The organism is Rathayibacter sp. Leaf248 (assembly GCF_920939495.1).
In the GTDB taxonomy this organism is placed as follows: domain Bacteria; phylum Actinomycetota; class Actinomycetes; order Actinomycetales; family Microbacteriaceae; genus Rathayibacter; species Rathayibacter caricis.
This window is the reverse complement of the sequence record NZ_CAKLAV010000002.1, coordinates 313978-336088: the sequence shown is the minus strand read 5'-3', so window position 1 is coordinate 336088 and position 22111 is coordinate 313978. Positions and strand designations below refer to the sequence as shown.

The following is a 22111-nucleotide window of genomic DNA, read 5'->3' as shown; positions in this document are numbered from 1 at the left end:
CATCCGTCCATTCAACCCGATTCCGGAGCCGCTGCGAGCCGCGGGCCGGGATCCGTGGAGGCGCGGAGCCTGCCTACGATGGTCGGATGCCCCGTCTGGCCGTCGTCTCGGCGCACACCTCCCCCCTCGAGCAGCCGTCGACGGGGGACGCGGGCGGGATGAACGTGTACCTCGCCGCGGTGCTGCCGGAGCTCGCCCTCCGGGGCTGGGACGTGGTGGTGCTGACGCGCGGCGAGGAGTCCGGCCCGCTCGCTCCGGGCGTCGAGGTCGTGGGCGTGCCGGTCGGGGCGGGCGACAAGTACGCCCTGGCGGAGGCCGCTCCCGTGTTCGCGCGAGCCGCGGCGGGTGCGGACGTGGTGCACTCGCACTACTGGGTCTCGGGACTGGCGGGAGCGCTGACCGGGCTGCCGCACGTGCACTCGATGCACTCGAGCTCGCTGGCGAAGAACGCGCGCCTCGCTCCGGGCGACTCCCCCGAGCCGCCCGAGCGGATCGAGGCCGAGCGCTCGGTGCTCGCCTCGGCCGACGCCGTGGTGGTCGCGGGTGCGGCCGAGCGGGCGGACGTCGAGGGCGGCTACGGCGTGCATCCGTCGCGCGTCGTCGTCGTGCCGCCGGGGGTCGATCCTCGGTTCCGGCCAGGGAAGGGCGAGCGCGCCGACGAGATCGTGCTCGTCGGTCGGGTGCAGCCGCTCAAGGGGCAGCTGCTCGCGGTGCAGGCGCTGGCGCGGATCCCGGTCGCCGAGCGGCCCCTCCTCCGGATCGTCGGCGGGCCCGCGCCCGGCCGCGAGGGCTACCTGACGCAGGTGCAGGAGGCGGCGCGCGAGCTGGGCGTCGCCGCGAGCGTCCGCTTCGACGGAGTGGCCGACCGCGACGGGGTGGCGGAGCGGCTCCGGCGCGCCCGCCTGGCCCTGGTGCCCTCGGCGGCCGAGACGTTCGGGCTCATCGCACTCGAGGCCGCGGCGTCGGGGACGCCCGTGGTCGCCCGCCGGACGACCGGGCTGGTCGACGCGGTGCGCGACGCGGGGAGCGGCGTGCTGATCGACTCCGCCGACCCGGGCGAGTGGGCCGAGCGGATCCGCGAGCTGCTGGCCGACCCCGACGAGCGGAAGCGGCTCGGCCGCGGCGGCGTCGCCTGGGCGGCGGCGCACAGCTGGGGCGCGGCGGCCGGGCAGCTCGACGCGCTGTACCGCGGGCTGATCCGCTAGGTCCGGCTAGTCGACGACCGGCACCGTGCCCGGATCGAGGCGGGCGCCGCTCGTCGAGTGGTACCAGGGGGCGAGCCGGCCGGGCGAGACCGCGACCATGGCGGCGCCGGTGAAGCCCGCGTCGTTGCCGAAGCGGGCCGGGACGATCTCGGTGCCGATGTCGAGGAATCCGGCGAACTCGTCGAAGACGTGCGCGGCGGCGCCTCCGATCACGAACAGCTGCGGCGAGAGCAGCATCTCGAGGTGGCGGTAGTAGACGCTGAGGCGGCCCGCCCACTCCTCGAGGGTGATGCCCTCGCGGCGGACGGCCGAGAAGCCCACGCGAGGCTCGAAGTCGGGACCGTCGATGTGCACGTGGCCGAGCTCGGAGTTGGGGATCACGACGCCCTCGTGCACGAGCGCCGTGCCGATGCCCGTGCCGAGGGTGGTGAGCAGGAGCAGGCCCTCGCGGTCGCGCATCGCGCCGAACTCGCGCTCGGCGACTCCGGCCGCATCGGCGTCGTTCACGACGACCACGTCGACCCCGGTCGCCTCGGACAGCAGGGCCTGGGCGTCGAGGCCGACCCAGCGCTGCGAGACGTGGGTGGTCTGCCGGACGACGCCGCCGCGGACGATGCCGGGGAAGCCGACTCCGACGGGCGTCCCCGCGATCGGCGAGACGTCGCGGACGATGCCGGCGATCGCCGCGGCGAAGTCCTCGGGCTCCTTGCCCAGCGGGTTCGCGACGGCGAAGCGGCGGGCGGCCCTCTCTCCGGTGGTCACGTCGACGAGGGACGCCTTGATCGACGTTCCGCCGATGTCGACGCCGACGGCGAAGCGCGGGAGGACGCCGTCCTGGGGCTGGGTCACGGATGCTCCGACTGCAGAAGAGGTGGGGAAGGTGACGAGTCTACGAGTCGGAACCGTGACGGGGCTCGGAGAGGGCTGCCAGGACGTAGCGGAGGACGGGCTCGTAGAGGTGGACGGCGAGCCCGTCGTCGATCGGGACGACGACCTCGATCGAGCCCTGCGCCTCGGCCACGAACACCGCGGGGTCGTTGCAGTCGGCGATCGCGATCGTCGGCAGGCCCCGGCGGCCGGCGGCGCCCGCCCAGCCGTGATCGGCGACGACGAGGTCGGGGCGGATGCCGAGGGCGTCGAGGCGGTCGAGCAGCGCGTTCATCGGCTCGGGCGAGTGCGTGTGCATCAGGCTGCCGCCGCGGTAGACGCAGGTGACGCCGCCGGTGCACCAGAGGAACTGGTGCTCGTCGGCGAGCGGCACGCGGATGCGGTCGGCCGCCGCGAACGGGAGGGTGTTGACGTCGAGGACGCGCGCGCCCGCCTCGGTCGCGGCCGACGCCAGCCGCCGGTAGAGGTCCATCAGGGTCGCCGGGTGGGCGGTGGCGAAGAGGATCAGGTCACCGCGGCGGACGGACTCGGCGAAGCGGCGGCGGTACGCGTCGAGGCGGGCGACGGTGAGGGTCGCGTCGATGCGGTCCTGCCCGCTCTCGAACGCGGGGTCCGTGCTGATGCCGACGCGCTCGCCCATCAGCGCGAGCAGCTGCGGCAGGTCCCAGTGCTCGGCGACGTCGACGCCGTACAGGTGGGCGGGATCGCGCGCGGCGAGCTTGCGCAGGTTGCCGAGGTTGCTCGAGCGGTCGGTGAGCACGGCCCCGGTCAGGAGGGTGGAGTCGAGGACGGCGGCGAGGTCGGGATCGTCGGTGCGCATCGTCGCCAGGATATCGGGTGTTGACTTACCGAACAGTAGCGATATATCTTTACTGCATCGCCGACAGATCGAAGAGCACTCGCTCCGAGACGGGCGATCGGATTCCGGAAGGCGTCCACACGACCGAGAGCAGAGCAGACATGCACCCCAGGAACTTCTTCCCCGACCACGACTCCCCGCGCCACGACGGCGCGCAGCACGACTCCGGCCGCTCCGGCCACGACCACCCCGGCCGCCGTGAGCGCCGCGGCCCCGGCGGCCACGGACGCGGCTTCGGTCCCGGCTTCGGCTTCGGCCCCGGCTTCGGCGGCCCCTTCGGCGGCCCCGGCCGCGGCGGAGGACGCGCCCGCCGCGGCGACGTCCGCGCGGCCCTCCTCTCCCTCCTCGCCGAGACGACCTCGAACGGCTACGGCCTGATCAAGGCGATCGCCGAGAAGACCGGCGACGCCTGGCGCCCCAGCCCCGGCTCCGTCTACCCCACCCTCCAGCAGCTCGTCGACGAGGGCCTGATCACGGCCGTCGGCGAGGGCCGCGGCACGGAGTACCAGCTCACCGACGCGGGCGGCACCTACGTGCGCGAGCACGCCGACGAGCTCGCCGCCGCGTGGGAGGCGACTCCCGGTGCAAGCGACAGCGCCCGCGCGTTCATGGAGAACGTCGGCAAGCTGATGGAAGTGATCCAGCAGTTCCGCGGGGCGAGCGACGCCCAGCGCGCCGCGGCCTCCGAGAAGCTGGACGAGGCGCGCCGAGCGCTGTACCTCATCCTCGCGGACTGACCGGACTCGGCGTCAGAGGGCCGCGTCCGCCAGCCGGGCGAGGCCCTCGTCGAGCGTCACGGCCGGCGCCCACCGCAGATCGGCGCGGGTGCGGCGCTGGTCGAACCAGTGCGCGGTCGAGAGCTGCTCGGCGAGGAACCGGGTCATCGGAGGCTCGTCCTCGCCCGGGCGCACCGCCCAGATCCGCTCGACGAGCGAGCCGGCGACGCGCGCGACGGAGGCGGGCACCGACCAGCGCGGCGGCTCGACTCCGGAGGCGCGGCAGATGCCCGCGAGCAGCTCGGCGACCGGGCGCGGCTCGCCGTTCGTGACCACGTAGGCCTGCCCGTGCACCTCGGGGGCCCGGTCGAAGGCGGCGACGATCGCCGAGGCGGCGTTGTCGAGGTAGGTCGAGTCGATCAGGGCCTGCCCGTCGCCCAGCAGCGGCAGGCGCCCGGCACGCGCCCGCTCGACGATGCGGGCCACGAGCTGCGTGTCACCGGGACCCCACACCAGGTGCGGCCGCACCGCGACCACGGCGAATCCGGGAGCGTCGGCGGCGAGGGCGAGCAGCTCGCCCCGCGCCTTCGTGCGGGCGTAGTCGCCGCGCGCGTGCTCGGGGTCGGCCGGCTCCGCGTCGTCCCCCGTGATGGAGGAGCCCGCGTGGGCCACCGACGGCGACGACACCTGCACGAAGCGCACCACTCCGGCCCGTCGGGCGGCGGCGAGGAGGCGGCGCACGCCGTCGACGTTCACGCGGTCGAAGTCCCCCGGGTCGCCGGCGAGCGACACCTTGGCGGCCAGGTGGACGACGCCGTCGACGCCCTCGAGCGCCTCCGCCACCGCACGGGGGTCGGTCAGCGAGCCGCGCGCGTCCTCGACCCCGGCGACTCCGGAGGGGCGGCGCTGGAAGGTGCGGACCTCGTGACCCTGCGCGGCGAGGAGGGCGGCGACCGCTCCTCCGAGCAGCCCGCTCGCTCCCGTGACCAGGACCGTCACGGTGCCGTCATCCGTCCGCCGGCGAGGATCGCACCCGCCCAGCGCGAGAGCGCCGCACGGTCGATCTTGGAGTTGTGCCGGATGTCCGTGGGCAGCGCCGGCACGACCAGCACGGCGGCGACGGGAGCGCCGACCGCGGCCCGGATGTCGGCGGCGAGCGCCGGATCGGCGAGGCGCGTGCGCGCGACGGCGTCCCTCCGCTCGACGACCGCGACGAGCTGCGCGGTGCCGCGCGGGCCGACGCCGACGATCGCGGCGCGGGCGACCGCGGCGACGCGCGCCTCGATCCGCTGCTCGGGGCCGACGGGAGTGACGACGCCCTCGGCGGTCACGACGACGTGCGGCAGTCGGCCCTCGACCCACAGCCGGCCGTCGGAATCGACGCGCCCGACGTCGCCGGTGCGGTGCCAGCGCTCACCGGGCACGGCGCCGATGCGCGCGGCCCGGTCGGTCAGCCAGAGCCGCTCGTAGTGGTCCTCGACGTGCCCGGCCGAGACCACGATCTCGCCGGTCGTGCCGACCAGCTCGTCGAAGGAGTCGGCGGCGCGGCCGTCGGCGTCGAGCGGAGCGATGCGCACGCGCACGCCCGCCGCGGGCACGCCCACGCAGACGCCGCCGCGGGGGTCGTCGTCGGTGGCGGCCTCGCGGATGCCCTCGAGCGACGCGTCGGTGAGGAGCAGCCCCTCGGTCATGCCGTAGGGGGTGCGCGCCGACGCGTTCGGCATCAGCGCCTGCGCCTGCGCGAGCAGGCCCTCGGACACGGGTGCTCCGGCCGAGAGGAAGGTCCGCACCTCCGCGAGGACCCGGCGGTCGTCGGAGGTGAGCTCCTCCGCGGTGGCGACCACGTTCGCGAGCGCCGCGGGCGAGAGGAACACGACGGTCGCCTCGACCTGCGCGGCGGCCGACGCGACCGCGGTGGCCGTGAGCGTGCGCGGTGCCGTGACCTCCATGTCAGGAGTTGCGGAGCGGGCGCCGAGCGCGGGGCCCAGCAGGGCGAACGGGGCGAACCCGGCGACGAGCCCGGTCCCGGGGCCGATGCCGTACTGGCGGGCAAGGGCGTCGCGGACGCCGGCGAGCTGGCGGTGCGTGTAGACGACGCCCTTCGCAGGCCCTGTCGAGCCCGAGGTGAAGAGGATCGCGGCGACGTCGTCGGCCGCGGGCGCCTCGGCCAGCAGCTCGGGATCGGCGGCGAGCTCGGCGCGGCCCAGCTCGATCAGCTGGCCGATCGAGGAGTCGACGCCGAGGGCCGCCGCGGACGCGCGCGGGAGCGTTTGCGTCGAGACGCGTCCGCCCGGCCAGCCGAGGGCGCGCGCGACCGTCAGGCCCGGGAGCGCGCCGACCACGAGATCCGGCCAGGCACCGCGGACGGCGCGGGTGAGGCCCTTCAGGCCCAGCCCGGCGTCGGCGACGACCACGACGGCTCCGATGCGCAGGCACGCGTAGAGCAGAGCGGTGAGATCGGCACCCGGCGGCACCAGGAGCGAGACGCGGTCGCCCGGGCGCACGCCCGAGGCGCGGAGCCCCGCGGCCAGCTCGTGCACCCGGCGCGAGAGCAGTCGCCAGGAGACGCGGCGCGGGCCGTCGCCGCTCGGCGGGGCCATCTCGACGAGCGCGAGACCGTCGTCGTCGGCGTGCGTCTCGAGGTGGCGCCAGAGCGGCTCGATCGGCGCCGTCGGACGACGCACGTCCGGAGCGGCTCCCGTCTCGGAGAAGGCGTCGCCGAGCCAGGTCAGCACGGCCGGGGCGTAGTCGACGTCCTCGGCGACGAGGTGGCCGGCGCCCTCGAAGCGGTGCACCTGCGCGTGCGGCAGGCGGGTGACGAGGTCGTCGAGGTAGCGGTCCGAGAAGATCGGGTCGAGCGGGCCCCAGAGCATCAGCGCGGGGACGGCGAGCTCCGCGACACCGCCCGCGATGCGGGTCAGCTCGCCGTGGCTCGGGTGCACGGCGTCCACCGGGATGTCGGCGACGAATCCGCCGACCCCGCCCCGTCGCTCCGCTCCTCGGTAGGGGGCGCGGTACCCCTCCTTCACGGCGGCGGGGAGGGCCGGATGCGCGATCGCGAGCGTGGTCTCGAGGAACGCCGGAGTGCCGACCGTGGAGGCGCCGAGGATCCCCGACGCGAGGGCCAGGCGCAGCGGCGCGGGGATCGGCTCGCCGTCGGGCTGGTGCACGGCGGTGTTGAGCAGCATCACGGCCGAGAGCGCGTCGGGGTGGTCGACGGCCCAGCCGAGCGAGACGACTCCGCCCCAGTCGTGCCCGAGGGTGACGACGTCGTGGTCGAGGCCCAGCACGTCGGTGAGGTTCGAGAGCTCGCGGACGCGGTCGGCGAGGGTGTGCAGCGCGCCCGAGCGCTCCGAGAAGCCCATCTCGAGCTGGTCGACGGCGACGACGCGCCAGGCGGGCCCGCCGCTCCGTGCGGTCTCGAGGGTCTCGGCGGCGAGGCGGCGCCAGAGGTAGGACCAGGTCGGGTTGCCGTGCACGCAGAGGATCGTGCCGACGGGCTCGGTGCCGAGGGCGTCGAGCGTGTCGAGCAGGTGCCAGCGCCGGGTCGCGCCGTGCGCGTCCGGAGCGTCGACGAGCCGCGACCACGACGGGTCCAGCCCCTCCAGCCCGGGCGGCGGCAGCTGCGCCGGCGCGGTGGAGCCGAGCGCGGAGCGGATCCGCGCGGCCGGATGGGTGCCGGCGGTCGGGGTCACCAGGCGATCTCGAGCATCGCGGTGTTGATGCCCGAGCCCACGCCCATCAGCAGCACGCGGTGGCCGGGCTGCAGGGTCTTCGACTCCTGCGCGAGGGTGATCGGGATGGAGGCGGGGCCGACGTTGCCGAGCGTCGCGTAGGTCGTGGGGACGCGATCGCGGTCCAGGCCCACGGCCTTCACCAGCGCGCTCGTGTGCACCTCGGACACCTGATGCATGATGTAGCGGTCCATGCCGCTCCACTTCCAGTCGCGCTTCGCCTCCTTCCAGGCGGAGACGACGAGCTCCATGCCGCCCTTGAGCAGGGCCTTCGCGTCGGTGAACATGCCGTCGACGCTGCCGACGCAGAGCTCGTTGAACTGGGTCGCGGCGCGGGTGATGCCGCCGAGGAGGCGGTGCCCCTTGGGGTGCGCGTCGGCGGGGCCGAGGATGGCGGCCGCCGCGCCCGACCCGAGGGTGAGGCTGGCGAACTCGCTCATGAAGTCCTTGCGCGAGACTCCGTCGCGGCTCAGGCGCTCGATGGTGTTGACCTGGATCTCGTCGGCGTCCTCGCCGTCGATGATCATCGCGTAGCGGATCTGGCCGGAGTCGATCAGCTGCGCCGCGAGCGTCATGCCGCTGACGAAGCCCAGGCAGGCGTTGGCGATGTCGAAGTTGATCGCCGACGACGGCAGGCCGAGGCCGTGGTGCAGGCGCACGGCGACGGAGGGCTCGAGGTGCTTGCGGGTGACGGAGGTGTTGATGATGAGGCCGATCTGGTCCGGCCGCACCCCCGCCTCCTCGAGCGCGCGACGGCCGGCGTCGATCGCCGCGGCGTCGAAGGTCTGGCCGGCGCCCCAATTGCGGCGCTCGTGCACTCCGGCGACCCTCTGGAGGAGGCCGGTGGGCAGCCGCAGCCGCTTCAGGGCCGGCGCCAGGCGCGCGTCGATCTCCTCGGAGGTCGTGACGTTCGGAGCGATCGTGGTCGCGACGGACAGCAACGCGACGTTGCGGTGCGTGGTCGTTGCGTTTCCGTCCAACGGAACTCCCTGTCGAGTTGTCGATCGTGGCAGGTGCCGCGATGATTTTACGCTTTCGTTCACTCCGTGAATCCTGGACGGCGGCTGGGTGCGAGGGGAACCCCCTCCGACCCGCCTCTCCCCCGTCCCCGCGCGGATCGCGGCCGACGGCCACACCGGGAGCCCGCTGTCAACCTCCCCGGACGCGACGGCTCAGGTGCCCATCGCCCACGGCTCGCGGTCGCCCCGCAGCCGTGCGGCGAGCGCCATCGCCTGCTCGTCGGTCAGCGTGGCGACGTAGTCGACGATGCCGCGGGCGCGGCCCAGCCGCTGCAGCGACTCCGGATCCACGCGCGGCCTCCCGCGCTCCCCCGCGGGCAGCCACTCGGGCCGGTCGGCGCGCAGGCGGAAGTACCCGTCGGTGGCGAGCTCGATGAGGTCGAGCAGCTTCTGCGGCGCGCGCGAGCCGTCGCGCGGGTCGTCGAGCCAGTCGTCGAGGTGGGTGACGAGCGTCTCGAGCACACGGGACTGCCCGCGCTGGTAGGTCGCGAAGTCGGGGCGGTCGATGACGAAGCGGGTGTGCACGAACTTGAGCACCGCCACGTCGTGCCAGGCGTCCGGGAGCAGCGACACGTGCCCCGAGCGGACGTTCGGCTCGGCGAGCACCAGCACCGAGCGCTGCAGTCGGCCGATCCAGGACGACACGAACGCCTCGATCGCCCGCTCCGTGCGGGTGGAGCCGTCGAACGGCACCGCGAGCAGTCCCTCGACGAGCTCGGTCGACACCCGCTCGACGGAAGAGCGGAAGTGCTCGTCGCTGGCGATCCACGGGTCGCGGGCGACGAGCCGGCGCCGCAGCATCTCGAGCGAGTGCCCGGGCGCGCGGGCCCAGAGCTCGCCCGCGTCGAGGGCGGCGAGCGCGTTCTGCTCGCGGAGGAACGCGCGGAACTCGACGGCGACCGCGGCCTGCTGGAGCACTCCGGCCCGGTAGAAGTCGTCGAGGTCGTGCAGCGAGTAGGCGATGTCGTCGGCGACGTCCATCACCGAGCACTCGAGCGTCTGCTGCCACGGGGCGATGGCCTCGAAGACGCCCCGCGCATCGAGCAGGTCGTCGAGATCGAGCGTGTAGGCCGAGAACTTGGGCGGCGCGGTCTCCCACCGGCTCGCGGTCGAGCCGCGCGGCAGCTCGGTGGGGTCGGCCGACGCGATGTCGGGCCGGCAGACGGTCCTGCCCCAGGGGTACTTGAGGACCGCGGCGCGGGAGGCGGCGGTCAGGTTGAGCCCGGCCTCGACGGTCTCGCAGACGTCGAGCTCCGACAGGATCCGGAAGGACTGCGCGTTGCCCTCGAAGCCCTCCTCGAGCCCGAGCCGCTCGCGCGCGAGGCGGTCGAGCGCCTGCTCGCCGAGGTGGCCGAACGGAGGGTGCCCCAGGTCGTGCGCGCTCGCCGCGGCCTGCACGACCACCGGGTCGCAGCCGCCGAGCCGCTCGACCAGGTCGCGCTGGCCGGGATCGGTGGTGGTGAGCTGCATGGCGATCGCCCGCGCGACGGCGGTGACCTTGATGGAGTGCGTCAGCCGGTTGTGCACGACCTGCCCGACCCCCGAGGGCGAGATGACCTGGGTGACGGCGGAGAGCCGCGCGAAGTAGGGCGAGAATCGGATCCGCTCGAGGTCCACCCGGTACTCGGGGAAGTCCTCGCCCGTGGCGAAGCGGTCGACGGGCTCGGGGATGCGGCGGTCCGTGCGGCGATCGCGGTGGTGCCGGTCGCGGGGGTGCCGGTCGCGGCCGCTCTGCTCGCCGGTGCCGCTCTGCTCGACGGTGCCGCTGTTCTCGACGGTGCTCTGCTGGGCCTCCATCCCGCTCACCCTAGACGAGGGTCCGGTCGACATCGGGACGCCTCCGGGGGCCGAGCGCCGTGAAGACCGCCGCCGCGAGCACCGCGCCGAGCACGTAGGCGACGAGGTCGAGCCAGGCGAAGGTCGTGCCGAGGACCAGGCGCAGCGGCGGCCACTGCTCGACGAGCCGCGCGGCGACTCCGATCGCCTGCAGCTGCTCCATCGCGATCGACCAGGCGAGGGCGATGCCCGCGGCGGGCACGCCCGCGAGTCGCGGGAGGCACGCCGCCACCAGGAGTGCGATCAGGACGACGTAGAGGACCCCGCCCGCCAGATCGGCCGGCAGCCCGACGAGGAGGAAGCGGAGGGCGAGGCCGAGCGCCAGGGCCGCCACGGCGGCGAGCAGGTACGGCGCCCGCGCCCTCACCGGCCGCTCCCGGGCCGGGCCGCGAGCAGGCGGTCGTGGGCGCGGAGGAAGGAGCGGTCGTCGGCGACGGTCCAGCCGAGCGGACCGGGCGAGGCGACGACGAGGGGCACGAGCACGGTGCGTCGGCGACGGCGGCCCGGGGCGAGCACTCCCAGGGCGAGGGCGCGCACCCGCCGGGCGCCGAGGGCGACCGTCGCGACCTGCACCGAGACCACGTCCTCCCAGAGCGCGATGCGGAGCGAGTCGGAGCGCTCGGCGGCGAGCGCCGGCCCGTCGGAGCCCAGCACGACGACCGAGACCGGGTCGGGGCGCCTCGCGGCGGCGGGGGCGGCGGCCCGGCGCAGCGAGCGCTCGAGCTCGCGGGCGCCCAGGATCGTGAAGCCCTCGCCCACGTCGGCCAGCTCGGCGAGTCGGCGCTGCCGGGCGGGAGCGGCGTGGTGGATGCGTGCCCGGACGCTCTCGCGCAGGCGCAGCAGCTCGCCGGGCGAGGTGAGCAGCCCGGTGGGCTCGAACCGCGTGCGCGGCGGGAGCGGCGCGGCCCGCACGGGACCCCGGGTCGACTCCCGGGGCGGAGCGCCCCACGGCGGCGGTGCACCTGCGTCCACGTCCCCTCCTCCGGTTGCGCTGTCCCTCCCGATTCTCCCCCGCCGCCCCGCGTCTTGCCCGGGAGCCCGCTCCGACCTACGATAGGGGTACCCCCCTGGGGTATCTGATCACTACGGCGCCGACCCCGCCGTCACCACGAGGAGCACCGGCATGACCACTCGACTCGACCTCGGCCTGACCGCCAAGACGACCGCGGAGGCGCCGTCCGGCGGCTCCTGCGGCTGCGGCGCGACCGGCGGCTGCGCCTGCGGCGGCCACGGCGGATCGCGCGGCGCCTCGACCTCGATGGCCGCCCCCTCCGTGCAGACCTTCGGCGTCGCCGGCATGACCTGCGAGCACTGCGTCCGCAGCGTCACGGAGGAGCTCGCCGCGTACCCCGAGGTCACCGGCGTCGACGTCTCGCTCTCCCCCGAGGGCGTCTCGTCCGTCACCGTCGGCTCGCTCCGCCCGCTCGGCCGCGAGGAGATCGCGGCCGCCGTCGCGGACGCCGGCTACCGCCTCGCACCCCTCTCCTGACGTGCCCTCGCCCGACGCGCCCGGATCGTCCGGCACGACCGCTCCCGCCGCGCTCGAGCTCGCGATCGGCGGCATGACCTGCGCGTCGTGCGTCGCCCGGGTCGAGAAGCGCCTCGTCGCACTGCCCGGAGTCACGGCCACCGTGAACCTCGCGCTCGAGCGCGCCACGGTCGTGCTTCCCGCGGGGATGACGGCCGCCGACGCGATCGCCGCGGTGGAGGCGGCGGGCTACACGGCCACGGTGCCCGCCCGCGAGAGCGCCGAGCCGGCCGCCTCGGACCCCGCCGACCTCGAGCGCCGCACCCTCCGCACCCGCCTGGGCGTCTCGACCCTGCTCGCCGCGCCCGTCGTCCTGCTGTCGATGATCCCTCCGCTGCAGTTCGCGAACTGGCAGTGGCTGTGCCTGGCGCTCGCGGCCCCGGTGGCCGTCTGGGGCGCCTGGCCGTTCCACCGGAACGCGGTGACGGCGCTGCGGCACGGCTCCACGACCATGGACACGCTGATCAGCCTCGGCGTGCTCGCCGCGTTCGGCTGGTCGCTGTACGCCCTCTTCCTCGGCGATGCGGGTCGAGCGGAGATGAGCATGCCGTTCGAGCTGCTCGGCTCGCGCTCGGGCCACGACGAGATCTACCTCGAAGTCGCGGCCGCGGTGCCGGTCTTCGTCCTGGCGGGCCGCTCCCTCGAGGCCCGCTCGAAGCGCGACGCCGGAGCGGCGCTGCGCGCCCTTCTCGACCTCGGCGCGAAGGACGCGGTGCGCCTCTCCGCGGACGGCTCCGAGGAGCGGGTCGCCGCGGCGTCGCTCGCGGTCGGCGACAGGATCCGCGTGCGGCCGGGCGAGGTCGTCGCGGCCGACGGCACCGTGCTCGAGGGCTCGAGCGCGATCGACGCGAGCATGCTCACGGGCGAGAGCGTGCCGGTCGAGGTGGGCCCGGGCGTCGTCGTCGCGGGTGGCGTGCTCAACGCCCACGGCGTGCTGACCGTGCGGGTCGACCGCGTCGGCTCCGACACCGTCCTCGCCCGGATGGGCCGCCTCGTCTCGGAGGCCCAGGCCGGCAAGGCGCGGGTGCAGCGGCTCGCCGACCGCGTCTCCTCGGTCTTCGTGCCCGTCGTCGTCGTACTGGCGCTCGCCACCCTCGTCGGCTGGCTGCTCACCGGCGCCGACCTCGCGGCGGCCGTCTCGCCCGCCGTCGCCGTGCTGGTCGTCGCCTGCCCGTGCGCGCTGGGCCTCGCCACTCCGACCGCGGTGCTCGTCGGCACCGGCCGCGGCGCGCAGCTGGGCATCCTGATCCGCGGACCCGAGGTCCTCGAGGCCGGCCGCAAGATCGACACGGTCGTGTTCGACAAGACCGGCACCCTGACCACCGGCGCCTTCGAGGTCGTCGAGTCCAGCGGCGACGAAGCGCTGCGGATGCTCGCCGCCGTCGAGCGCGGCTCGGAGCACCCGCTCGCGGCGGCACTGGTCCGGGGCGCCGAGCAGCGCGGCCTGGACGTGCCCGAGGCGAGCGGGTTCCGCGCCAGCGCCGGCTTCGGCGTCCGCGCCCGCGTCGAGGGCCGACTCGTGGTCGCCGGCCGCCTCCGCTGGCTCGAGGAGCAGTGGGGCTTCGCGCCCGGAGCGCTCGCCGAGCAGGCCGAGCGGGCCGGAGGCAGCGGAGGGACCGTGGTCGGCGTGGGCTGGGACGGCGAGCTCCGCGGTCTGGCGGTGCTGCGCGACGAGCCGCGACCCGAGGCCGCCCGCGCCGTGGCGTCGCTCCGCTCCCGCGGGCTCCGCGTGCTGCTGCTCACCGGCGACAACCCCCGCGCGGCCGCAGCGGCCGCCGCGGCCGTCGGCATCGACGAGGTGATCGCAGACGTGCTCCCGGAGGAGAAGCTCGCGGTCGTGGAGCGCCTGCGCTCCGAGGGCCGCAGCGTCGCGCTCGTGGGCGACGGAGTGAACGACGCGGCAGCCCTCGCCGCGGCCGATCTGGGCATCGCGATGGGCGCCGGGACCGACGCCGCGATCGAGGCGAGCGACGTCACGCTCGTCGGCGACGACCTCGCCCGGGTGCCCGACGCGCTCCGGCTGGGCCGGCGGACCCTCGGGATCATCCGCGGCAACCTCTTCTGGGCCTTCGCGTACAACGTCGCGGCGATCCCGCTCGCGATGGCCGGAGTGCTCGGCCCGCTCGTCGCCGGCGCGGCGATGGCGTTCTCGAGCGTGTTCGTGGTGCTCAACAGCCTGCGCCTGCGCGGCTTCCGGGCGCAGGGCTGAGCACAGGGGCCGGGTGCCCGCCGGCGGACCCTGGCGCTCCCGACTCCGCCGTGATCGACTGGGACGATGCGCACCGAGACCCGTCAGGGCGTCCCCCTCCTCCTCGTCGACGACGACGGTCCCGCCCTCTCCACCCCCGAGGACGCGCTCGCGCTCGTCGGCGGCAGCTACGAGGTCGAGGTCGAGACGGTCGTCGTGCCGGTCGGGCGTCTGGATCCCGAGTTCTTCCACCTGCGCTCGGGGATCGCGGGCGGCTTCGTGCAGACACTCGTCGACTACCGCAAGCGCCTCGTGGTGGTCGGAGACATCACGGCGGCGGTCTCGGAGTCGAGCGCCTTCCACGACTTCGTCGTCGAGTCCAACGGCGGCGACCACCTCTGGTTCGTGCCGGCGCTGGACGCTCTGGACGAGCGCCTGGACCGCACCATCAGTCCCGACCAGCCGGGCGCCGAGGGCGGGGTCGAGCCGACCCCGGGGCGCTGATGGCCCTCTTCGTCCCGGACGCCACCGGCGCTCCCCCGCGCCTCGACGGACCGGTCCGCCTCCTGCTGCTCGCCGACACGCACCTGCCCAAGCGGGCGAAGGAGCTGCCCGAGGAGGTCTGGCGCGCCGTCGACGAGTCGGATCTCGTCGTGCACGCGGGCGACTGGGTCGACGAGGCGAGCCTCGACGCCCTCGAGGCCCGGGCGCCGCGGCTGCTCGCCGTCTGGGGCAACAACGATCCGGAGGGGCTGCGCGCCCGCCTGCCCGAGGTCGCCCACGCGGTCGTCGGCGGTCTGCGCGTCGCCGTGATCCACGAGACGGGCGCCGCGAGCGGCCGGGAGGCGCGGGCCGACGCCGCGCACCCCGACGCCGACGTGCTCGTCTTCGGCCACAGCCACATCCCCTGGGACTCGGTGAGCCCGGGAGGCCTGCGCCTGCTCAATCCGGGCTCGCCGACGGATCGACGCCGTCAGCCGGCCTGCACCTACCTCACCGCGGTCGCCGAGGCCGGCGCGCTGCACGACGTCCGGCTCGTGGAGCTGCCGCCGCGGGCACCGGCCGTGCCGCGAACCGCACCGTCCCTCTAGTCCCGCCTCCTCGACAGCTCGCGCAGCAGGCTCCGCGGTGCGGGGCTGCCCGGTGTGCCCAGCAGCTCGCTCAGCCCGCGCGTGCCCCCCTCCGCGAAGGCCCGGCGCTGCCGAGCGGCGCCCGTGCCGAGACGCGCCAGCCGCTCCAGTCCGTCGTCCACCGCCTCCGCGTCGCCGAGGTCGTGCAGAGCCCCGTCGATCCACTCGCGCAGCTCGGCCACGACCTCGGCGGCCGGCAGGGCGCGGCCCTCGCCGGGCGAGAGCAGGGTGCCGTCGAGACCGAACCGGCCCGCGTGCCAGAGGGCCGCGTCCAGCAGCTCGGGGGCGATCGGCGAGCACGGCTCCCCGCCCTCGGCCCGGTCGAGCGCCGAGCGCACGAGAGCGCGGCAGATCCCCGCGATCAGCACGGCGTCGGCCGCATCGAGCTGCGCATCCGCGACCCGGATCTCGAGCGTCGGGTAGCGCGACGAGAGCCGCGCCTGCCAGGCGATCGCTCCGCGGTCGACCGTCGCCCCGAGGCCGATCAGCGCGCGCTCGCGGCGGTCGTAGTCGTCGGCGCTCGCGAACCGCGGCGGGCATCCGGCGGTCGACCACCGGCGCAGCGCCACGCTCCGCCAGCTGCCGAAGCCGGTGTCGGCCTCCGAGCGGAACGGCGAGTTGACCGACAGCGCGAGCACCGTCGGCAGCCAGATCCGGAGCCGGTTGAGCGCCGCCACTCCCGCGTCGCGGCCGGGGACCTCGACGTGCACGTGCAGCGCCTGCACCCGGTGCTCGTCGATCAGCGCGCCCATCCGCTCCCCTACTGCTCGGTAGCGCGGCTCCGGAGAGAGCGCCGGCTGCCCCGACGACGCGAACGGCACCCCCACGCCGGCCGCGAGAGCGTCGAACGCCGCGGCCGTCGCGGTCAGCCGGGAGCGGAACCTCGACAGGCAGGAGTGCGCCTCGGCGAGACTCCGCAGCACCGGCGAGGTGAACTCGAGCTGGCAGGCGAGGAACTCGCGGCCGAGGCACCCGCCGAAGTTCGGGTCGCCGAAGAACTCGGAGTAGACCGCGTTCCCCAGGTCCAGCGGATGCAGGCCGGTGGCGTCCAGCAGGACGAACTCCTCCTCGATTCCGAAGCCGAGCACGGTGCCTCCCGATCGCCGGACCCCGCGACCACGTCGTCGCTCGGGGGGCCCGATGACGCGACGCTAAGCGACGCCCGTCGGGTTCGGGGAGGGCCTTGACGAACCCCCGCGCGCTCGTTCCGGGACGTTTCGCGAGCCCGGCGCAAGGGGGTGGCAGCGAAGTATGGTCCGCCTAAGCTCACTGAGATGACCGGTTCGCACGACAACCCCGACACCGCGCACCTCCGCCCGGCCGGGCTCGACGACGCCACCGTCGCCGCACTGGGCAAGCTCTCGGAGGCGCTCGAGACCGTCGAGCACGCCCGCGGCCTCCTCTACGGTTTCCACCGCCTGACCGGAGCCGCCGACCTCGCGCTCGGCGAGGCCGTCGACGCGTTCCGCGAGGCGGGGCACGACGACGTCGCCCAACGCCTCGAGTCGCAGCTGGTCGGCCGCAACGTCATCGAGGGCCGCTGGACCTTCCAGATCGTCGAGGACTACGACGACACCTACTACAGCGCGTTCCGCGAGCAGGAGCGCGCCGCCCGCGACGAGCTCGCCGACGGCCGCCGCCACCTCTTCGAGTCCGAGATGAAGGAGGACCGTCGAACGGCGGGCCGCCGTCACCACGAGTCCCGGCCGGAGAGCACATGAACGCCGTCATCCGGATGCACGCCGCCTCGCTGCGCGTCAAGGCGGTCACCCCCGGTCGCTCGTCGCGCGGTGGCGGAGCGGAGCAGGAGGACACGATGAGACGCACGGTCCTCAGCATCGACGGACGCCGCTTCCTGCTGAGCCTGGAGCTCGACACGGAGGCCCTCGAGAAGCGCCTCGTCCAGGCGGTCCGCGATCACGGCGACATGGTGAGCTTCACCGTCGCCGGCGAGCGCGAGGTCTGCGTCCTGGTCTCCCCCGGAGTCGCCGTGATCCTCGAGCACGAGGACGTGCCGGCCGAGGACCCGGACGCCGAGGACGCGCCGTTCCACTACGACGACGTCGAGTACCTGAGCTAGAGGACGCCGGGCGCGCCGCCCTCAGATCGCCCCGGTCGAGGCCCACAGGTGGAACGCGGCGTGCGCGCGATGCGGCCGCCACTGCTCCGACAGCGCGTCGGCGACCGCGGTCGTCACCCCGCCCAGGGCGCGCCGCAGCACGAGGTCGCCCGCGGGGAACGCATCGGGGTCGCCGAGGAACCGCAGCGCGAGGTAGTCGGCCGTCCACGGGCCGATCCCCGGGATCGCGAGCAGCGCCCGCCGCTGCTGCGGCAGGTCGGCGTCGGGGTCGAGCACCAGCCCGTCCGCGAACGCACTCGCGACGGCCCGCACGGTGCGCGCTCGGGCGTTCGTGACTCCGACGGCCGAGCGCAGCTCCTCGAGCGGCACGGACAGGAGGGCGTCCGGAGTCGGGAACGACCGCAGCCCCGCCTCGCCGGCACCGCCGAAGGCCGCGACCACCCGGCCGCCGAAGGTCCGCGCCGCCGCGACCGACACCTGCTGGCCGAGCACCGCGACGACCGCGGCCTCGAGCGCCTCGGGATACCGGACGGCGCGCAGCCCCGGCCGCGCGGCGACGGAGGGCGCGAGCAGCGGATCGACGGACAGCGAGTGGCCGATCGCCTCGACGTCGGAGTCGAGATCGAGCCAGGCCCGCACGAGCGCCGCCGCAGCGTCGAGGGCGTCGGCCTCGGCGGTGACGCGGGCGCCCCAGCCCGTCGGCTCGAGCCCGACGAGCCGCGGGCGACCGCCGATGCTCAGCAGCCGCTCGAGCCGGCGGCCGCCGTCGGCGACCCGCTCGGCTCCGGGCAGCGCGTGGTTCCGGAGGAGGTTCGCGGTCGCCGGGAGGTCGACCGGCCCGTTCGCCCGCAGCTCGAGGGTGCGCACCTCGCTCAGGGGACCAGCACCACCTTGCCGCGAGCGCGGCCGGAGGCGACGAGCTCGAGGGCTGCGGCCGCCTCGGCGAGCGGGAACGAGGGTGCGAGGACGACCTCGAGCTCCCCCCGGCCCGCCGCGTCGAGGAGGGAGGCGCGGGCGGAGTCGCGGAGCGCGGTGCCGGGATCGGCGCCGGCTCCCCCGCCCAGCCGCAGCACGCCGCCGAGGCGCTCGGCGCGCTCGAAGCCCGCGATGGTGGCGATGCGGGAGCGGTCGGCGATCAGGGCGACCGAGACGTCGAGGGCCTCGTCGGTCCCCGCGGTGTCGAGGGCGGCGTCGACGCCGCCGGGAGCCGCTGCCCGCACGCGCTCCTCGAGACCCGGCCCGTAGGCCAGCGGCTCGCCGCCGAAGCGCCGGACGACCGCCTCACCCCCGGCACCCGCCGTGCCCAGCACCCGCGCGCCACGGGCGACCGCGAGCTGCACCAGCAGGCTCCCCACCGCTCCGCTCGCCCCGTGCACGAGCACGGTCTCGCCGGCGGCGACCCGCACCGCCTCGAGCAGGTGCACGGCCGTGGTGCCGGTCAGCAGGAGCCCGGCCGCCGCCTCCCAGCCGAGCCCGGCGGGCTTGGGCAGGACGGAGGACGCCCGCGCGATCAGCTCCTCGCTCCAGCCACCTGCGACGCGGAAGGCCACGACCTCGTCGCCGACGTGCAGCGGACCGAGCGGGCCGACGGCGCCCTCGCCGACGGCGGTCACGACTCCCGACACCTCGGAGCCCGGGCGCACCGGAGTGCGGCCCTGCCCGAAGACGCCCCGCAGCAGCTTGGCGTCGGAGGGGTTCACTCCCGCCGCGCGGACGCGCACGCGCACCGCTCCGGGCCCCGGCTCGCCGAGCTCCACCTCGACCGCGCGCAGCGAGGCGCCCGAGTAGTCGTCAGCCTGCATCGCCAGGACCATGCCGTTCCCCCTCCGGGATCGCGGCCCGGGAAGGCCCGGGCGCGGCCGACGCTAGCACCGGTCGCCGACATCGCGGCAGCCGGTTCCCGTCGGTCCGAGAACGCGCGTTCCCTCGGCGCGTACGATGGGAGGATGCCCGCGCCCACCGCCGATCCCGACGTCACGACGACCTCGTCGCGCGCCGAGGCCCCGTCTCCGCGCGCAGCGATCCCGTCCCCGCGCGCAGCGATCCTGGCCGCGGCCGACCGCCTCTACTACGAGCGCGGGATCCTGTCGGTGGGCATGGACGAGCTGCGCACCGCCGCGGGCGTCTCGCTGAAGCGCCTCTACGCGGAGTTCCCGAGCAAGGAGGCCGTCGTCGTGGCCGTGCTGCACGGCCGGCACGACGCCTGGACCGCCGGTGTCACCGCGCGGGTCGCCGGATCCGACGGCGCGCGCGAGAAGCTGCTCGCGATCTACGACTTCCTCTTCGACTGGTTCTCGGAGGACACCTTCCGCGGCTGCGGGTTCATCAACGCCTTCGGCGAGCTGGGCTCCTCGAATCCGGCCGTGGCGCAGCTCGCCCGCGAGCACAAGGCGTCGTTCCAGCGCTTCCTCGCCGAGCTCGCCGAGCAGATCGGAGGCGACGCCGAGCTGGCGGCGCAGCTCGCGATCCTCGCGGAGGGCGCGCAGACGACCGCCGCGATCGCCGGGACGCCCGAAGCGGCCCTGCAGGCGCGCCGCGCGGCCGTCGTGCTGATCGACGCCGAAGCGCGCCGAGCGGCCTGACCGCGGATCCCTACGCCTCGCCGCCCCCGGGCGGACCGACGATCAGCAGCGCCGTGAACACGACGGCCACGGCCGCGAGCACCAGCGCCCCGGCGAGCACGGGCCGCACGAGCGCCCAGCGCAGCAGCCTGCTCGTCATCCGCTGATCGCGCGGGTCGTCGCCGGCGACCCGGCGCCAGCCGCCCTCGAGGAGCCCGCGGCGCTCGAAGCCGCGCTCGAGCGGCACGGTGGCGTACGGGATCACCGCGCTGGCGACCGCGAGGACCGTCGCTCCGATCGACCACCGCTGGTTGACCGAGAGCACGAGAGCGGCGGCGCCGTAGGCCAGGAAGGCGAAGCCGTGGATCGGACCGGCGACGCTGACGGGCCAGTCGCCGACGCCGACGGCGTACTTCAGCAGCATGCCGACGATCAGGAGGGTCCAGGTCACCGCCTCGACGATCGAGAGGACGCGGAAGAGTCGACGGGGGCTCATGGCCGGGAGACTACGGCACCCCGGCTCCGGAGGACCTGAGCCGGACGCCGATAGGTCCGGACCGCGGATCAGCCCGGACCTTGGATCAGCCCAGGACGTGCGTCAGCGACAGCGCCGACAGCGCTCCCACCGCGACGGCGGCGACGGTCGCGAGCAGCCCGTGCAGGCGCATCCGCGCCGGGGCCGTGACCGGTCCGCCCTGCAGCCCGGTCCAGAGCTGGTCGGCGACGGCCGACGCCGAGGGCCGCTCGGCCGGGTCGAGCGCGGTCATCGCGGCCAGCAGCGGGCGCCAGCGCTCGGGGACGTTCGCGGGCACCACCGGTGCGTGGTGCATCCGCTGCAACGAGATCTCGAGCGTGGTGCCCTCGTAGGCGCGGCGGCCCGAGAGCGCCTCGAGCAGCACGAGACCGAGGGAGTAGACGTCGGAGGCGGGACCGACGGGGCCGGCTCCCACGCTCTCGGGGCTCAGGTAGCCGGCAGTGCCGACGAGCAGGTCGGGGCGGGTCAGCCGGGCGTCGTCGACTGCGCGGGCGATGCCGAAGTCGCTGAGCTTCGCCTCGCGGAGGGAGGCGCCGGCCGGCACGGGCCGCGAGCGCACGAGGACGTTCTCGGGCTTCACATCGCGGTGGAGCACTCCGCGGGCGTGCAGGTGGGCGAGCGCGTCGGCGACCTGAGCGCCGACCTCGGCGATCATCCGCTCGTCGGAGGAGGAGAACCAGGCGGCGGCCGGGTCGGCGGGGTCGAAGTACTCGAGGACGAGGTACGACAGCTCGCCCTCCTCGTGCGCGATCTCGCCCTGGTCGAGGATCTCGACGACGGCCGAGTGGCGGGAGTCGATGAGCAGGCGGATCTCGCGCTCGCGGCGCGAGCGCTCGTTGGGGGTGTCGGCGACGGCGCGGTGCACCTTCACGGCGACGGGACGGGCGAGGCGCTGGTCACGGGCCCGGTAGACGGTGGCGCTGCCGCCCTCGCCGATGCGCTCGAGCACCAGGTAGCGCCCGGCCAGGGTCGCTCCGAGGAGCGGATCCGCGACGGTGCCCGGGGGCAGGAGGTCGACCGTCTCGATCACGTCGCACCGCCCTCCGCCGAAATGGCTAGCTTGTCTAACTAGCTATGAGAGTTCTATCGGTACGGACCGCTCCCGCACAAGCCGGTCGCCCGGGGTTCCCGATCACTAGATGTTCTTGCTACACGACTGTCTAGACTGTCCTGCATGGACGACGTCGCGACCCCTCGACCCGGAGCCTTCTGGTTCCCGGGCGAGACGAGCGAGCCCGGAGCCGTCGAGGTCCTCGCCGCGATGCGAGCCTTCCGGACCGCCGAGACCGCGATGCGCCGCCGCACGCGCGGATCGATGGGCATGGGCGAGAACGACCTGCTCGCGGTGCAGTTCCTGATGCGCCGTCAGCAGACCGGCCAGCACGTGAGCCCGAAGGACCTCGCCGCCTACCTCGGCATCTCCTCCGCGTCGACGACCGTGCTGATCGACCGGCTCGTGAAGAGCGGTCACGTCGTGCGACAGCCCCACCCCAGCGATCGCCGCGCGATCCGCATCGTCGCGACCCCCACCTCCCACCGCGAGGTGCGCGAGACGCTCGACGAGATGCACCGCCGGATGCTCGAAGCGGCCGAGAGGCTCGACGCGACCGAGGCGGGGACGATCATCCGCTTCCTCCAGACGATGCGGGACATCGTCGAGAACCCGACCGAGACGGCCGACATCGCCTTCGCCGACCAGGCCTTCGCCGACGAGCTCGTGGACAGCACGCAGGAGCGCCGACGCGCCTGAGGTCGCCCGCGACCCCGCTCCGCCGACTCGGAGTTCTCGATCTCCGTTCACCTCCGGGCGATACCGTCGATCCGTCGTGCGC

The 22111-nt window shown here is 75.0% G+C and carries 23 protein-coding genes; 10 read left to right on the top strand and 13 right to left on the bottom strand.

The window, feature by feature from the left end:
* Positions 1-86 precede the first annotated feature (86 nt).
* On the top strand, positions 87-1205 hold the full coding sequence (locus tag LRG51_RS14610; RefSeq protein WP_082481201.1) for a glycosyltransferase: 1119 nt from the start codon (positions 87-89) through the stop codon (positions 1203-1205).
* A gap of 6 nt (positions 1206-1211) precedes the next feature.
* Here LRG51_RS14610 and LRG51_RS14605 read toward each other — a convergent pair whose 3' ends face one another.
* On the bottom strand, positions 1212-2054 hold the full coding sequence (locus LRG51_RS14605) for an ROK family protein (RefSeq protein ID WP_055790358.1): 843 nt from the start codon (positions 2052-2054) through the stop codon (positions 1212-1214).
* Positions 2055-2094: 40 nt separating this feature from the next.
* Positions 2095-2913, bottom strand: a complete 819-nt coding sequence (locus LRG51_RS14600) for a phosphatase (protein WP_055790356.1) — start codon at positions 2911-2913, stop codon at positions 2095-2097.
* Positions 2914-3053: 140 nt separating this feature from the next.
* Between LRG51_RS14600 and LRG51_RS14595 the strand changes: the two genes are divergently transcribed.
* Positions 3054-3689: a PadR family transcriptional regulator gene (locus LRG51_RS14595; RefSeq protein ID WP_055790353.1), complete on the top strand. Its 636-nt coding sequence runs from the start codon at positions 3054-3056 to the stop codon at positions 3687-3689.
* A 12-nt stretch (positions 3690-3701) separates the two neighbouring features.
* Here LRG51_RS14595 and LRG51_RS14590 read toward each other — a convergent pair whose 3' ends face one another.
* The 6 genes from LRG51_RS14590 to LRG51_RS14565 all read right to left on the bottom strand — a co-directional run bounded on the left by LRG51_RS14590 (position 3702) and on the right by LRG51_RS14565 (position 11229).
* A complete protein-coding gene (locus tag LRG51_RS14590) occupies positions 3702-4667 on the bottom strand; it encodes an NAD-dependent epimerase/dehydratase family protein (RefSeq protein WP_230673348.1) in 966 nt (321 codons plus the stop codon).
* Positions 4664-7363: an alpha/beta fold hydrolase gene (locus LRG51_RS14585; RefSeq protein ID WP_442966667.1), complete on the bottom strand. Its 2700-nt coding sequence runs from the start codon at positions 7361-7363 to the stop codon at positions 4664-4666. Before LRG51_RS14585 ends, LRG51_RS14590 begins: the two co-directional genes overlap by 4 nt.
* The gene (locus LRG51_RS14580) at positions 7360-8382 is read right to left on the bottom strand and encodes a 3-oxoacyl-ACP synthase III (protein ID WP_055790347.1); all 1023 of its coding nucleotides are present in this window, start codon (positions 8380-8382) and stop codon (positions 7360-7362) included. Before LRG51_RS14580 ends, LRG51_RS14585 begins: the two co-directional genes overlap by 4 nt.
* A 192-nt stretch (positions 8383-8574) precedes the next feature.
* Complete coding sequence (locus LRG51_RS14575) at positions 8575-10218, bottom strand: deoxyguanosinetriphosphate triphosphohydrolase family protein (RefSeq protein ID WP_230673346.1); 1644 nt, start codon at positions 10216-10218, stop codon at positions 8575-8577.
* A 10-nt stretch (positions 10219-10228) separates the two neighbouring features.
* Entirely contained in the window at positions 10229-10624 is a 396-nt protein-coding gene (locus LRG51_RS14570; protein WP_230673345.1) for a ribosomal maturation YjgA family protein, read from the bottom strand.
* Complete coding sequence (locus tag LRG51_RS14565) at positions 10621-11229, bottom strand: hypothetical protein (protein WP_230673343.1); 609 nt, start codon at positions 11227-11229, stop codon at positions 10621-10623. Before LRG51_RS14565 ends, LRG51_RS14570 begins: the two co-directional genes overlap by 4 nt.
* 151 nt (positions 11230-11380) lie before the next feature.
* Here LRG51_RS14565 and LRG51_RS14560 point away from each other — a divergent pair, with 151 nt between their 5' ends.
* From LRG51_RS14560 to LRG51_RS14545, 4 genes are all read left to right on the top strand, one after another.
* Positions 11381-11746, top strand: coding sequence for a heavy-metal-associated domain-containing protein (locus LRG51_RS14560; protein WP_230673341.1), 366 nt, complete (start codon positions 11381-11383; stop codon positions 11744-11746).
* Between the two features lie 73 nt (positions 11747-11819).
* A complete protein-coding gene (locus LRG51_RS14555; RefSeq protein ID WP_230674072.1) occupies positions 11820-13994 on the top strand; it encodes a heavy metal translocating P-type ATPase in 2175 nt (724 codons plus the stop codon).
* Positions 13995-14060: 66 nt separating this feature from the next.
* Positions 14061-14477, top strand: coding sequence for a DUF4180 domain-containing protein (locus tag LRG51_RS14550; protein WP_055790338.1), 417 nt, complete (start codon positions 14061-14063; stop codon positions 14475-14477).
* Complete coding sequence (locus tag LRG51_RS14545) at positions 14477-15064, top strand: metallophosphoesterase family protein (protein ID WP_230673339.1); 588 nt, start codon at positions 14477-14479, stop codon at positions 15062-15064. The genes LRG51_RS14550 and LRG51_RS14545 overlap by 1 nt, the downstream gene beginning before the upstream one ends.
* On the opposite strand, the gene LRG51_RS14540 is transcribed toward LRG51_RS14545, so the two are convergent.
* Positions 15061-16191 carry a carboxylate-amine ligase gene (locus tag LRG51_RS14540; protein WP_055790332.1) on the bottom strand — a complete coding sequence of 377 codons (1131 nt, stop codon included), beginning with the start codon at positions 16189-16191 and terminating at the stop codon, positions 15061-15063. The two genes, LRG51_RS14545 and LRG51_RS14540, sit on opposite strands and share 4 nt — an antisense overlap.
* Positions 16192-16377: 186 nt before the next feature.
* On the opposite strand from LRG51_RS14540, the gene LRG51_RS14535 reads away from it, so the two are divergent.
* Entirely contained in the window at positions 16378-16824 is a 447-nt protein-coding gene (locus LRG51_RS14535; RefSeq protein WP_230673338.1) for a hypothetical protein, read from the top strand.
* Positions 16821-17183, top strand: a complete 363-nt coding sequence (locus LRG51_RS14530; protein WP_230673336.1) for a hypothetical protein — start codon at positions 16821-16823, stop codon at positions 17181-17183. Before LRG51_RS14535 ends, LRG51_RS14530 begins: the two co-directional genes overlap by 4 nt.
* 21 nt (positions 17184-17204) lie before the next feature.
* On the opposite strand, the gene LRG51_RS14525 is transcribed toward LRG51_RS14530, so the two are convergent.
* Positions 17205-18050: a DNA-3-methyladenine glycosylase family protein gene (locus LRG51_RS14525; protein ID WP_230673334.1), complete on the bottom strand. Its 846-nt coding sequence runs from the start codon at positions 18048-18050 to the stop codon at positions 17205-17207.
* A 5-nt stretch (positions 18051-18055) separates the two neighbouring features.
* The gene (locus tag LRG51_RS14520) at positions 18056-18997 is read right to left on the bottom strand and encodes an NADP-dependent oxidoreductase (RefSeq protein WP_230673332.1); all 942 of its coding nucleotides are present in this window, start codon (positions 18995-18997) and stop codon (positions 18056-18058) included.
* A 132-nt stretch (positions 18998-19129) separates the two neighbouring features.
* On the opposite strand from LRG51_RS14520, the gene LRG51_RS14515 reads away from it, so the two are divergent.
* The gene (locus LRG51_RS14515; RefSeq protein WP_230673330.1) at positions 19130-19765 is read left to right on the top strand and encodes a TetR/AcrR family transcriptional regulator; all 636 of its coding nucleotides are present in this window, start codon (positions 19130-19132) and stop codon (positions 19763-19765) included.
* A 10-nt stretch (positions 19766-19775) separates the two neighbouring features.
* Here the strand turns inward: LRG51_RS14515 and LRG51_RS14510 are convergent, their stop codons facing one another.
* Both LRG51_RS14510 and LRG51_RS14505 read right to left on the bottom strand, forming a co-directional pair.
* On the bottom strand, positions 19776-20240 hold the full coding sequence (locus LRG51_RS14510) for a DUF3817 domain-containing protein (protein WP_230673328.1): 465 nt from the start codon (positions 20238-20240) through the stop codon (positions 19776-19778).
* 85 nt (positions 20241-20325) lie between these two features.
* The gene (locus LRG51_RS14505) at positions 20326-21309 is read right to left on the bottom strand and encodes a serine/threonine-protein kinase (RefSeq protein ID WP_230673326.1); all 984 of its coding nucleotides are present in this window, start codon (positions 21307-21309) and stop codon (positions 20326-20328) included.
* Between the two features lie 144 nt (positions 21310-21453).
* On the opposite strand from LRG51_RS14505, the gene LRG51_RS14500 reads away from it, so the two are divergent.
* Positions 21454-22029: a MarR family winged helix-turn-helix transcriptional regulator gene (locus tag LRG51_RS14500; RefSeq protein ID WP_082481196.1), complete on the top strand. Its 576-nt coding sequence runs from the start codon at positions 21454-21456 to the stop codon at positions 22027-22029.
* The last annotated feature ends 82 nt before the right edge of the window (positions 22030-22111 follow it).

What these genes read in the sequence shown, in the direction of transcription:
- LRG51_RS14600 (WP_055790356.1), bottom strand. Translation starts at nt 2,913, where the DNA reads ATGCGCACCGACGATCCCGACCTCGCCGCCGTCCTCGACTCCACCCTC.
- LRG51_RS14530 (WP_230673336.1), top strand. Translation starts at nt 16,821, where the DNA reads ATGAACGCCGTCATCCGGATGCACGCCGCCTCGCTGCGCGTCAAGGCG.
- LRG51_RS14595 (WP_055790353.1), top strand. Translation starts at nt 3,054, where the DNA reads ATGCACCCCAGGAACTTCTTCCCCGACCACGACTCCCCGCGCCACGAC.
- LRG51_RS14555 (WP_230674072.1), top strand. Translation starts at nt 11,820, where the DNA reads ATGACCTGCGCGTCGTGCGTCGCCCGGGTCGAGAAGCGCCTCGTCGCA.
- LRG51_RS14510 (WP_230673328.1), bottom strand. Translation starts at nt 20,240, where the DNA reads ATGAGCCCCCGTCGACTCTTCCGCGTCCTCTCGATCGTCGAGGCGGTG.
- LRG51_RS14560 (WP_230673341.1), top strand. Translation starts at nt 11,381, where the DNA reads ATGACCACTCGACTCGACCTCGGCCTGACCGCCAAGACGACCGCGGAG.
- LRG51_RS14575 (WP_230673346.1), bottom strand. Translation starts at nt 10,218, where the DNA reads ATGGAGGCCCAGCAGAGCACCGTCGAGAACAGCGGCACCGTCGAGCAG.
- LRG51_RS14500 (WP_082481196.1), top strand. Translation starts at nt 21,454, where the DNA reads ATGGACGACGTCGCGACCCCTCGACCCGGAGCCTTCTGGTTCCCGGGC.
- LRG51_RS14610 (WP_082481201.1), top strand. Translation starts at nt 87, where the DNA reads ATGCCCCGTCTGGCCGTCGTCTCGGCGCACACCTCCCCCCTCGAGCAG.
- LRG51_RS14515 (WP_230673330.1), top strand. Translation starts at nt 19,130, where the DNA reads ATGCCCGCGCCCACCGCCGATCCCGACGTCACGACGACCTCGTCGCGC.
- LRG51_RS14535 (WP_230673338.1), top strand. Translation starts at nt 16,378, where the DNA reads ATGACCGGTTCGCACGACAACCCCGACACCGCGCACCTCCGCCCGGCC.
- LRG51_RS14550 (WP_055790338.1), top strand. Translation starts at nt 14,061, where the DNA reads ATGCGCACCGAGACCCGTCAGGGCGTCCCCCTCCTCCTCGTCGACGAC.
- LRG51_RS14545 (WP_230673339.1), top strand. Translation starts at nt 14,477, where the DNA reads ATGGCCCTCTTCGTCCCGGACGCCACCGGCGCTCCCCCGCGCCTCGAC.
- LRG51_RS14520 (WP_230673332.1), bottom strand. Translation starts at nt 18,997, where the DNA reads ATGGTCCTGGCGATGCAGGCTGACGACTACTCGGGCGCCTCGCTGCGC.